We start from the raw sequence: 12,369 nt of genomic DNA, 5'->3' as shown, positions 1-12,369 counted from the left end.
CACCGTGTTTCCTTTATCTCAGTTGGAGCGCTCCAGTCCATACGCCGCTAAACGGACGCTTCCGCTTTTCTAGTTAATCCTTGCTTGAAAGAATCCCCAAAATACGAAGGATGCTGACGAAAAGGTTAATAAAATCCAAGTATAGGTTTAATGCCATCAATGGAACTTCTTCCGATCTTACCCCGTAATGCTTCATTCGGCTGAAATCAAAGAGGACATACCCACTAAATACTAATACGCCGATAAAGGAGTACGCTAGCATCCCTGTAGAGCCTAATGGAAAGAAGATATTAAAAATGGAAATCGCCACTAATGCAAGCAAGGCAGCAAGCAGGAATCCTCCTAAAAAGGAAAAGTTTTGTTTTGATTTAGTCGCATAAATAGCAACACCTGTAAAAACAACCGTTGTACTGGCGAATGCCATAACCACCACGTTTGCACCTGCAGTAGCTAAATAATAAGCTACGATAGGGTAAAGGGTTATTCCAGATATAAATGTAAAAATGTATAAGAATGAATAAGAAATTGCCTTTTTGCGTCTGAAAAAGAAGGCAACCATGAGCATAACAAATTCTAAAATAGCTAATGGCATAAATAGGCTAGATGGAACAAATACTCCTGCCATTGTACCCAAGAAAGCAATCGCAAGCGAAAGGGCAAATGTTCGTAAAACAGATGGCAAAAATTCAGTAGATGTTTGAGTATACAAATTTTTCACCTCAAAAATTATTTATTACTAACATATACGATGATATGGTCAAGATGTTTCATTTTTTCTTAAAAAATCTTTATCTTCTTTTAATAAATCGCGAATTTCTGCTAAAAGTTCTTCCGTTCGGTCGACTTTCGCAACAACCGCTACTGGTTCCTCTTTCTTTTTAAATCGGTTAAGAAACTTCACAAATAAGAAAATTGAAAAAGAAATGATTAAGAAATCAACAACCGTTTGAATAAATTGGCCATATTTTAATTTTCCATAGGCAAGATTAGAAAAATCAAAATCAACGCCTCCAATGATTACCCCAACTAAGGGCATAATTATATCGGCGACAAGAGATGACACTATTTTTCCAAATGCTGCACCGATAATAACCCCGACGGCTAAATCGATGACATTGCCCTTCATGGCAAACTGTTTAAATTCATTCCACATAAAAAATATCCTCCAAACTCACTTCTTATTTAATTGTACATTGTAACGATAAACCAAGTAAAATAGCAAACAATTTATTATGAAATTAAGTTCATCTTTATTGCTTTTACTGCTGCATCAATCCGGTTCTTTGCAGCTAATTTTTGAATGATGATAGAAATATAATCACGAACCGTATAGCTGCTTAGGTGAAGAACCGTTGCAGCCTCATTGATAGATGCACCCTCGGCGATCAATTTTAAAACTTCTTTCTCACGTTGTGTTAAGACGCCATTGGAGTTCGCAAATTGTTGAAGTGCCTCATCTCCAATAGAAAAAAGCAATTCCCCTGCATAATGCCCAAATTTTATTAATGTGGCCAAGGTTTGAATAGAAACTTTAAATTGAGACTCTTCCCCTTTGTCCAAAAGGGCAATACCGATCAGTTTGCTTTTTGTTGGGACAAATATTGGTAATATCACTAGTGACTTTAAATTATATTCCTGGACATATTTTTTCGGTAATACTTCAGCAGCATCTGCAAAATAAAGGGGCTGAGAATGATTTAGTTTATGAAAATATTTTTTTAGTAGGGGGAGCTTAAATAATTCTTCCCTAATTTGCTGAATAGTGGCGTTGCTTACATTATATCCAGAAACTCCGATTCCTTTGTCCTCATATGGATTATACATAAATAGGGCACAGCGATTAAAAGGCATATATTCTACTAAACCTTTAGTAATCGCCTTAACCGCCTCATCCGCACCTCGGGTACGTAGCAAGTGCTGTAAGAAGAGGAGTGATGCATCTTTCCATTCCATCTTACTTTCAAGATGATGTAGTTTTAGCTGGCGTAAATACATCCCCCTAATAAATTCGATTTCATGATTGCTGAGAGGATAGTCTTTATGTAGCAGACCTATTATCAGGGTGTCATTCAAACAAGGAATTTGGACAATGGAAGCCTCGTCGCTGCTTGTTCCTAATAGTCTGGCAATCGCTGTAGATAAGTGGTCGATTTGACTTGCCTTTAAACCTTTGGACATTTCAATTAAAGGGGTATCTACTTGATTTAGTTCAGAACAGGCAACACTATCCACCTGATAATCATCCTGTCCCTTATTAACGACAGCTATCCAATTGATTGGAATGACGTTAGTAGCGATAATAGTTTTTATCCATTTCTCATTCCGATCTTCTATATCTTGTGTTAACAACGTCTGGTCAAGTATTCTCGAAAAAAAGGATTGGACTCCCTGATGATCGAGAAATGTGGAAGATTTATTTTCAGATAACAGCTTATGAAATATATTTTCAATCGTTGTTAACAAGAATATTGACTCGTTTTCATCATATTTGGTGGCGAAACGATTTTTCCATTCAGCAAGCAGGGAAAGGATGAAGGAGTCTACACTAGGGATTTTATCGTTAAATACTTGTTGGAAGGCAATCTGGATGATGACATTAAATTCATCCACTAAACTGTCCTTTCGGTATTTTAATGTGGATAGAACTTCCTTCCATTCTTTCATAAATGGTTCATTAAGCCCAATAAGAATGGATAGTCCTTTTTGAATAAGCTGTTCCACTTTGTGCTCCATGTTGGTTCCACCTCCACCAATAACCGTTTTAATATTCTTCGGTATAAATTTTTTCGATATGTCCGTAGTAGTAATCCGTACCCGACATTTGACGGGGTACAAGATTTAATACGATATATTTCGTGATTGTGGCGGTGAAATAACCGTAGTAAGGTATTAAAAAGAATATTATTAAAAAATTCAGAAAGTAGGTGAGCGATTATGGAAAATTCAATTCAGCTTTTTGAGGGGATGACAAGTAAAAGGGTTTTCTGGTCAGCATTAGGGTCGGGAATTCTGGTATTAGTGCTGCTATTAGTCTCATTTGGGATTTCGGGAGTAGCATATGCTGTCCCAATTGCTGGTGTGGGCGACTTTTATGTAGAGTTTGATAAATTGGAAGGGAATGGCTACACCTTTTTTCCAAAAATGGGTGAAACAAGCAGTGAAGATTCGGCTCCACAAGGCACAAATTTAATAGAAAATTTGACAATTGATAAGTTGCAATTATACAAGGATTTCAAGGTTGGCGGACATTGGATCCGAGTCAAGATTACCGCCTCCAAACCTGTACAGATTACCGGACTGCAACACGATGCAGGTCTTATTGAAGCCGATGCAAAATTCCAAAACTTAGCGCTAAAAGAAAATCATAGCGATGATTGGCAAAAACAATTCCAACAAACCTCCTCGAAAATTACCTTAGAGCATGCAAAGCTTAAAACACACTATCTGTTTCAGAAAACGATTAATATGAACGGGATGAGGCTGACAGTTGAAAAGATTAATAAGAAATAAGGAATGGAGGAAAGTAGATGGGATTTACTAAATGGCGAAAAAGCCGGCCGCTGTGGGGTGCTTTGATTACCATAATCAGCGGACTCATGATTTCATGGGTGCCTTTAAACCTATATTTAAGTACATTCCTTCCAGGGTCGATAGCTATCATAGGCTTACTTTTTGGTGGACTACTTATATTGATTGGAATTGTGGCCATATTCTTTCCAAATGCTTCTAAAATTCTAGGAATCTTTACTATTTTTCTATCAATACTTTCTGTTATTGGAGCATTAGGAGGGTTTCTTTTTGGCACGATATTTGGCATCATCGGGGGAGCATTGCTGATGGCCTGGCGTCTCGCACCAGTCAAAGTAAAAGTAACACCCCCAACTGAGATGGAAAAAACGGCCCAGACTTTCTAAAGGAGATCAAAATATGTGGTGGAAAAGCAAGATGATCTTGTTAAGCTTATGTCTCCCGTTGATGTTATTAACAATTTTCGCTAATGGTGGAACAGTTAAGGCGGAAGAACAAACTACAGATGGTTTTGTAATTGAGGCAGACCGAGTCGTTGGTTCGGGAATGACTGCAAACATCATTAAACAAGAAACCTCTACAAATAGTGGTAAACTAATGCTGCGTTTTCATTATAAATCCGCAATAATTTATGGAATGAAATTAACCAAGCAGGTAAATTCCCCAAAGGGTCCTGTAAGTATTAGTTTAAAAGCAAATGGACCTGTTAGTGTAAGGAATATGACTGTTGATACATCGGCTTTTGTCTTTAAAGGGGCTTGTGTAAAGGCATTAGAAACTGTTCCAGAGCTTGGGATGGAGCAGGTGGTCATGGTGGCTCATTTCATGGAATCAGAGAATAGTATTATTAAGCAGTTAGTTCTTAATACGGTTTCCGGTCAATCAACTGCACCCAAGCCCGAAAGGCTGAAAATTATTCAAGATTTAAGCTCTCTTCCACTTCATCAATTGGATAAAGAGCTTGATAAAATTTCAAGTGGACATATGCCTCTCACGTGTGAAGCTGGTTCCAAAATAGTTGAATCAGATGATGGGGTTGGTAAAATCACTGAACCGGTTGAAGATGTGTTTGAAGTGGTGACTCATCCATTGAAAACGGTTCCAAAATCATTGGAATCGATAGTTGAACCGCTCAAGCCAATATTAAAACCTTTAGAACCTGTAACAGAACCGCTTGAGCCAGTTTTGAAGCCACTTGAGCCTGTAGCAAAGTCATTTGAGCCAGTTTTGAGGCCACTTGAGCCTGTAACAGAACCGCTTGAGCCAGTTTTGAAGCCACTTGAGCCTGTAGCAAAGTCATTTGAGCCAGTTTTGAGGCCATTTGAGCCTGTAACAAAACCGCTTGACCCAGTCGTCAGCGGAACTACAAATATGGTGGAACAGATCGTAAAATCCGTTTGTGAACAAATGGAGGATGCAAAAGGGGTAATTAATAAGGAACTGGCCTTGTCATTAATTGATGAAGCGATTGAAAAGAAAATACCTTTGAGTAGTGTCTGCCGAGGTCAAATATCACTAACAAAAGAACTTCAAGTCTGGGAAGTGGGTTTATTAAAATCGCTCGGTCTTATTGATTTATTAGGGAAAGTAATTCCGGAGGATCCTATTAAACAGCTGAATAAAATGCATGAAATAATTGCAAAAGAAAAGGATGGGGCCATTATCTTCTCACCATAGAAAAAAGAGCAGGGAGTCCTGCTCTTTTGTTCAGTGATAAAGTATAAGTTTCTGAACTTAGATAACTGTCTAGCTCCAGCGCCCTAGCGGCTAGTGTCCTTCGCTCTCCGCCCTACGATAAGTCAACATCGAATCGCCTTTGGCTCTTCGTGTTTCCTTTATCTCAGTTGGAGTGCTCCAGGCCATACGCCGCTGAACAGGGCGCTTGCGCTTTCCTTGTTAAAAAGCCCAGTTTCCGCCTCGAAATACGGGTTCTGTTTTTCCATCAGCAGTGATTCCATCGATGTCCATCTCCGTGGAACCAATCATGAAATCAACGTGGGTGATACTTTCGTTCAGACCGTTCTCTTTCAATTCTTCGGAAGACATTTTCTTGCCGCCTTCAACACAAAAAGCATAGGCACTGCCGATCGCTAAATGGTTTGAGGCATTTTCATCAAACAATGTATTGAAGAAAAGGACATTTGATTGGGAAATGGGTGAGTTATATGGTACAAGTGCAACCTCCCCAAGATAATGTGAGCCTTCGTCTGTATCGACAAGACGCTTAAGGATTTCTTCGCCTTCTTCGGCTTTTACCCCAACAATTTTTCCATTTTCGAACGTAATCGAAAAGCGGTCAATAATATTTCCACCATAGCTTAAAGGCTTTGTGCTAGCAACTGTTCCATTAACACCTGTTTTATAAGGAACAGTGAACACTTCTTCTGTCGGCATGTTGGCCATAAACTCGAAGCCTTTCTCATTTACACTGCCTGCGCCCACCCAGATGTGTTTTTCAGGAAGTTCAATTGTTAAATCTGTACCAGGAGCTGTGTAATGGAGCTTTTGGTATCTTTTTTCATTTAAATAATGAACTTTTTCATGAAGGGTTTCATCATGTTTTTTCCAAGCTTCTACTGGATTTTTAACGTCTGCACGCACGGCTTTGAAAATCGCATCCCAAAGTTTGCTTACTTGGTTTTCAGCAGGCTCATCCGGGAAAACTTTAGCTGCCCATGCCGGCGCGGCAGCTGCAATAACAGTCCAACTTACCTTATCTGATTGTGCTGCCTTCCGGTAATTCGCGAGTGCTTTTCCAGCAGCTTTATTGAAGTTGGCAATCCGTTCTGGATGCACGCCTTTTAGCAAATCAGGGCTAGTGGAAATAACCGACATAAAGGCAGCGCCTTGATCTGCTAGATCTTCCATTTCTTTGGCACGCCAAACAGGGTACTCAAGGAATGCCTCCTCAGGAGCTAAGTCATATTTTGTTCTCGTAACGGTATCGTCGTTCCAGTTAACGATGACATTTTGTGCACCAGTTTCGTATGCCTTTTTAACAATCAGACGAACAAATTCGGCCGCATCTAAGGTGGCGTTTACGACTAAGGTTTGACCTTTCTGAACATTTACGCCCACTTTAACGGCTAGTTCAGCATATTTTTCAAGGTTTTTTTGAAATTCACTCATATGTACGTCTCCCTTTCTTCTGAATCTTCCTTTATTGTAGCGTTTCCAATTGGAAAAAGAAACTGAAAGCCATTACGCAAAATGATACCTGATAAAAACAAAAAAATAGTAAAGATTTTCATCTTTACTGTAACTTACTGCTGTATACTTTTATATTTAAATAAACACCTGTGGAAAATAGGACTAAAAATGTAATAATTCCTGACAATGAAGTTGGAGCCATGAACTGGGATAATTCCATTGTTTCCACCGCCCTTATAATATTAACTTTTGTAAGTTAATTATAATACAAATTAGGCAAATGTGAACATTTTAGTACAATTTTTTATGAATTATTGACCCTTTTTTACATCTGTGTTCCTATTTTTTGCTTTTCAAACGAATAAAACATTACCCAATACATCCCAGCACTTGAAAGAGCAAGAATTGCTATGACGGAAAATGTCCAACCATAACCAAGCAAAACCGTCAGTGGAATGGCAAGCGGTGCAATGGTACGGCTGATTGTAAATCGTAAGCTAGCAGCCGCGAAATATTGACCTCGCATATGCTCAGGAGCAAGTCTCGACACAAAGCTTTGCTGGAGCCCAGCCCCCATTAATTCAGCGAATGTGAAAACCGCCATGGCAACCATTAACCCCCAAATCCACGTGGTTTGACTAAAAAGAATAATGGAAATGGCGTAAACAACAGACGAGAGAACAAATACATTCCGTTCATAATATTTACTCATCCACTTTGTGACGATAACGGTCAACAAGGCAACGAGGAAACCATTTTCCGCGAGCACCAATCCAAATGCCTGCTCACCATTAACCGAAAACGTCCAATTCCCTAATGAAAAAAGACTTTGAGATTCGAAGACATCCTTTATATAAACTGGAATTAATAAGTCCAATTGCATAAATGTTTGCCCAGCTAATACCCCAGCAAGAATAAAGAGCAGAAAGGTTTTATCTTTAACAATCAGTGAATAATCCTTCAGTTGATTTTTTAAAAAGTAATACCATTTCCCGTCAGGCGAAAATGCGTTATTTTTAACCGGAACCGTTTCTCGAATCCATTTGGCTAATATAAGTCCCAAAGAAATACATACTATCCCAGCTACAAGTAAGAGTTGGAACCGATAATGAACATAAAAAATAGCACCTAGAATAGGGCCAATCACAACTGCAATATTAATAGATGTATAAAAAATAGCAAACACATTACTTCGATCTTTTTCATCGACAACATCTGCGACCATCGCTTGACTGGCTGGCCAGTAAAAAGAACCGAACACACCGGCGACTGCAAAGGCTGCAAACCCCATCCATGGGGATTGAAACCAGGGGGAACTTGCGAAGGCAAAGGCTATAAACGAAAGTCCCTGACCGATAGCGGACAAAACCATCATTCGTTTCCGCCCGAACCGGTCGGCACAGTATCCGCCCATAAGGTTAGCCAATACAGAAAAAATTTGTGAGAAAACTAGTAATAATCCTGCTTTACTTTTACCGAACTCTTCTGCAAAATAGATCGTTAAGAAAGGAAAAAACATCCAAAAGGTAATGTTCATCATCCCTTCGCTAAACAGGCGAACTTTTAAATTAGGATCCCAATCCCTAATCCTCATACATTGTCCTCGTTTCTAAATTTTTGACCATACCATCATACTATCTAACTGGACGAACATACAGCAGAAATGGTAAGCACATGGATTGTGCTTACCATTATGGTTAGTCTTGATTTTTTAAGGCTTGTTTCAGTAAATCACCTAAGCTTGTTCCAAAATCCTCTTTTTGCGTATATTTCTGGACAAGTTTTTGTGCTTCTTTCTTATTAACTGCTTTTTTCTTGTCTTCTGCTTTTTCAACGACATTGCATCGGCGGCATTGGAAGTAGGCGCCTGCTTTCCCGTCATGAATCTCCATTTTTTTATGGCACTGTGGACAGCGGCGATTGGAAAGCTTCGGGTCCTTTCTTTTCCGAAATGAACACTCAGGACTTGAGCAAACAAGAATTTTTCCATCCTTTGTATTTCTTTCCTTTAAGAATTCGTTACATTCCGGACATCTCGATCCGGTTAAATTGTGGGCACGGTACGTTTTGTCGCTCGTTTTAATTTCAGAAACCAGCTGCTCTGTTTGACGGCGAATTTTTTGTAAAAAGGCTTTTGGGTCTGCCTTTCCTTTTGAGATTCGTTCCAATTCCTGCTCCCATTTGGCCGTCAATTCTGGTGATTTTAATTCATCATTGACAAGGTCGATTAGTTGTTTGCCTTTTTTCGTTGGATGGAAGCGCCCATTTTGCCGTTCAACAACTTCTGTTTCCACAAGTCTTTCAATAATTTCTGCTCTGGTTGCTGGGGTTCCTAAACCGAATTTCTCCATTTGAGCTAGAACATCCGCTTCAGAATAACGCTGCGGTGGTTCGGTCCATTTTTGGTTGATGGAGCTATTTTTAACCGTAAAGGACTGACCTTGGGCTAATTTTTGCAAGCCAGTTACAGCATGTTCAGTATCTTCTTTTCCTAAGACTTTCTTAAAGCCCAAATCGATTACATTTGTTTCTTTTGCTGTAAATGTCTCACCTTCTACCTTGAAGGTAGCCTGAATGGTTTCAAATTCATAAGCAGGTAAAAACAAGGCTAAGAAACGTCTGGCAATGATATCGTATAGTTTTCTTTCATCTGAATCGAGTTCGCTAAGATTCAGCCGTTGTTCCGTAGGAATAATGGCATGGTGATCCGATACCTTGTCATTGTTAAAAACGCGTTTGGCAAGCACAGTACCCCTATTTGCAAGAAGAGGGCGGACTTCATCTCTATATCCAGAAGCCATTCCTTGCAGGCGGTCTGTCATTGTGTTCATCATATCTGTTGTTAAATAGCGTGAATCGGTTCTTGGATAAGTAACTAATTTGTATTGCTCGTAAAGACGCTGTAAGACTGTCGAAGTTTTTTTTGCAGAAAATCCAAATCGCTTATTGGCATCACGCTGTAGCTCTGTTAAATCATAGGGTAGAGGCTGCGGCTCTGATTTTTTCTTTCGCTCAATTTTTTCAAGCACAGCTTTTTTTCCATTGATTTTCGATTGGATCGCTTCCGCTTTTACATTTTCGAAAATGCGCTTTTCATTGTCTCGTTCCCAATCAGTTGAAAGCGGGCCGATTTCTGCCCGAATTGTCCAATATTCCTTTGGTACAAAGGATTGAATCTGCTGCTCACGCTCAAGAACAAGTGCAAGCGTAGGGGTTTGAACCCGACCCGCAGATAGAGGATCCTTGTATTTGGTGGTCAATGCTCTTGTCACATTTAGACCAATTAACCAATCAGCCTCTGCTCGGCAAACTGCTGAATGGTAGAGGTCCTCAAACTGTTTGCCTGGTTTTAATTGTTTGAACCCATCCTTTATAGCCTTATCTGTTTGTGAAGAAATCCATAATCTTTTTAAAGGTTTGTTCCAGTGGAGCTTTTCAAGAATCCAGCGGGCAACCAGTTCGCCTTCCCGACCTGCATCCGTTGCAATGATACATTCGTTAATATCTTTTCGTTTGGCTAACGCTTCAATGGCACGGAATTGATGGTTTGTTTGCTTCATGACCATCAAGCCCATTTTTTGTGGAATGATCGGTAAATCTTCCAAATTCCATGTTTTATATTTCGTGTCATAATGCTCGGGCATTTTTAATTCGATTAAGTGTCCAAGGGCCCATGTGACAATATATTGATTGCCTTCCATATAGCTTTTATGTTTTTGATTGCAGCCAAGGACACGAGCAAGTTCACGAGCCACACTTGGCTTTTCTGCAAGTACGAGAGATTTCATAATTACTCCTTTCGGGTAAATCCAATTTGACCTTTTTATAGTATAACGGAACTTTCCTTTATTTTAAATCGTTGTAGCTCATACGCCGCTAAACCGGCGATTCCGCTTTTTATTATTATCGTACTAAAGTGTTATCGTGCTAAAATTCAGAAAATTTAATTGACAGATAAGCTTTTCATCACATACAATAATTATCAATAAGATAATTAAAGAATGGAATGATCCCATGAGACATCTAATAATATTCAATCAAGTAATCATAAAAGAGGCTGGACTCCAAATCAAATAGATTCGGAATCCAGCCTCTTTCTTTATTATACTACAGTGGTAGAGGAGAGAGACAATATGATCACACTTACAGGTGGAAGCTTAACGTTAGAGCAGATGAAAGATGTATTATATGGCAAGCAAAAGGTTAATGCTTCAGACAAGAGTATGGAAGCTGTCAAGAAGAGCCGTGAAGCAGTAGAAAGAATTGTTTCAGAATCAAAGGTAGTTTATGGAATTACGACTGGATTTGGAAAATTCAGCGATGTACTTATCGATAAGAATCATGTTCAAGACCTGCAGCTTAATTTAATTCGTTCCCATGCGTGCGGGGTAGGTGAACCTTTTCCGGAAATTGTTTCTAAAGCCATGGTCCTTCTTCGGGCTAACGCACTACTAAAGGGCTTTTCTGGAGTCAGACCTATTGTCATTGAAAAGTTATTAGAGTTAGTGAATAAAGATATCATTCCTGTCATCCCACAGCAAGGTTCCCTTGGTGCGAGCGGTGATTTAGCCCCGCTTTCTCACCTTGCCTTAGTTCTAATTGGGGAAGGAGAGGTATTTTACAAAGGTAAGCAAATCGATGCTTTTGATGCCCTCCAGTTAGAAGGGATTTTACCCGTAACCTTGGAAGCAAAAGAAGGTCTAGCTCTAATTAATGGTACTCAAGCGATGACAGCAATGGGTGTTATTGGTTACTTGGAGGCAGAACAGTTAGCACATGAAAGTGAGCTGATTGCTGCAATGACAATGGAAGGGTTAAACGGAATTATCGATGCATTTGCAGAAGAAGTTCATGTCGCAAGGGGATACAAACAGCAGATTGACACAGCCGCGAGAATTCGTCGTTATTTAAGCGATAGTTTATTGACAACACAGCAGGGCGAGTTACGGGTTCAAGATGCTTATTCTCTCCGTTGCATTCCACAAGTTCACGGGGCATCTTGGCAGGCCTTGGATTATGTGAAAGAAAAATTAGAGATCGAAATGAATGCTGCAACGGATAATCCATTAATTTTTGATGATGGAGAAAAGGTGATATCTGGTGGGAACTTCCACGGACAGCCCATAGCTTTTGCGATGGATTTTATGAAGATTGCCGTAGCGGAACTAGCAAATATCTCGGAAAGACGAATTGAAAGATTAGTCAATCCACAGCTAAATGATTTACCGGCTTTCCTAAGTCCTGAACCTGGTTTGCAATCGGGTGCAATGATTATGCAATATGCGGCAGCAGCGCTTGTTTCAGAAAATAAAACACTCGCACATCCTGCCAGTGTCGACTCGATTCCCTCTTCCGCAAATCAAGAGGATCATGTAAGTATGGGAACAATTGCTTCTAGGCATGCTTATCAAATTATCCAGAACGCACGCAGAGTTATCGCAATTGAACTAATTTGTGCCATGCAGGCGGTTGAAATTCGCGGGATCGAAAAAATGGCATCTCATACCAGGGTTTTTTATGATAAGGGCCGCGAACAGGTAGCTTCGATTAAACAAGACAGGGTGTTTTCCAAGGACATCGAAAAAGCAGCTAATTGGCTTAAAACAATTGAATTTTCACATTTTATTAGAAATTTAAGTATGGAAAAAGGCCCATTCTAGGATATAAAATATAAAAAGGCGTGAGTGCTCA

10 protein-coding genes are annotated in these 12,369 nt (G+C 39.6%); 4 read left to right on the top strand and 6 right to left on the bottom strand.

Annotated elements, in window-relative coordinates:
• Window positions 1–73 precede the first annotated feature (73 nt).
• The 3 genes from COE25_RS00505 to COE25_RS00495 all read right to left on the bottom strand — a co-directional run bounded on the left by COE25_RS00505 (window position 74) and on the right by COE25_RS00495 (window position 2,733).
• Entirely contained in the window at window positions 74–709 is a 636-nt protein-coding gene (locus COE25_RS00505; RefSeq protein WP_098930048.1) for a Bax inhibitor-1/YccA family protein, read from the bottom strand.
• Between the two features lie 48 nt (window positions 710–757).
• Window positions 758–1,153 carry a large conductance mechanosensitive channel protein MscL gene (mscL, locus tag COE25_RS00500; RefSeq protein WP_098930046.1) on the bottom strand — a complete coding sequence of 132 codons (396 nt, stop codon included), beginning with the start codon at window positions 1,151–1,153 and terminating at the stop codon, window positions 758–760.
• A gap of 77 nt (window positions 1,154–1,230) precedes the next feature.
• Window positions 1,231–2,733 carry a response regulator transcription factor gene (locus tag COE25_RS00495; protein WP_098930044.1) on the bottom strand — a complete coding sequence of 501 codons (1,503 nt, stop codon included), beginning with the start codon at window positions 2,731–2,733 and terminating at the stop codon, window positions 1,231–1,233.
• 201 nt (window positions 2,734–2,934) lie between these two features.
• On the opposite strand from COE25_RS00495, the gene COE25_RS00490 reads away from it, so the two are divergent.
• From COE25_RS00490 to COE25_RS00480, 3 genes are read left to right on the top strand one after another with little or no spacing between them, the layout of a single operon-like run.
• Entirely contained in the window at window positions 2,935–3,510 is a 576-nt protein-coding gene (locus tag COE25_RS00490; protein ID WP_098930042.1) for a DUF6230 family protein, read from the top strand.
• Window positions 3,511–3,527: 17 nt separating this feature from the next.
• Entirely contained in the window at window positions 3,528–3,914 is a 387-nt protein-coding gene (locus tag COE25_RS00485; RefSeq protein WP_098930040.1) for a DUF6114 domain-containing protein, read from the top strand.
• A gap of 13 nt (window positions 3,915–3,927) precedes the next feature.
• Window positions 3,928–5,205, top strand: a complete 1,278-nt coding sequence (locus tag COE25_RS00480; RefSeq protein ID WP_098930038.1) for a hypothetical protein — start codon at window positions 3,928–3,930, stop codon at window positions 5,203–5,205.
• A gap of 219 nt (window positions 5,206–5,424) precedes the next feature.
• Here the strand turns inward: COE25_RS00480 and COE25_RS00475 are convergent, their stop codons facing one another.
• From COE25_RS00475 to COE25_RS00465, 3 genes are all read right to left on the bottom strand, one after another.
• Entirely contained in the window at window positions 5,425–6,657 is a 1,233-nt protein-coding gene (locus COE25_RS00475) for an aminopeptidase (RefSeq protein WP_098930036.1), read from the bottom strand.
• A gap of 346 nt (window positions 6,658–7,003) precedes the next feature.
• Window positions 7,004–8,272, bottom strand: coding sequence for an MDR family MFS transporter (locus COE25_RS00470; RefSeq protein ID WP_098930034.1), 1,269 nt, complete (start codon window positions 8,270–8,272; stop codon window positions 7,004–7,006).
• A 103-nt stretch (window positions 8,273–8,375) separates the two neighbouring features.
• The gene (locus COE25_RS00465) at window positions 8,376–10,466 is read right to left on the bottom strand and encodes a DNA topoisomerase III (protein ID WP_098930032.1); all 2,091 of its coding nucleotides are present in this window, start codon (window positions 10,464–10,466) and stop codon (window positions 8,376–8,378) included.
• Window positions 10,467–10,811: 345 nt separating this feature from the next.
• Here COE25_RS00465 and hutH point away from each other — a divergent pair, with 345 nt between their 5' ends.
• Window positions 10,812–12,338: a histidine ammonia-lyase gene (gene hutH, locus COE25_RS00460; RefSeq protein ID WP_098930029.1), complete on the top strand. Its 1,527-nt coding sequence runs from the start codon at window positions 10,812–10,814 to the stop codon at window positions 12,336–12,338.
• The last annotated feature ends 31 nt before the right edge of the window (window positions 12,339–12,369 follow it).

Origin of the sequence: Bacillus sp. AFS031507 (assembly GCF_002584635.1) — a bacterium.
Taxonomy (GTDB): Bacteria; Bacillota; Bacilli; order Bacillales; family Cytobacillaceae; genus Neobacillus.
This window is presented reverse-complemented; position numbering and strand designations above follow the sequence as displayed.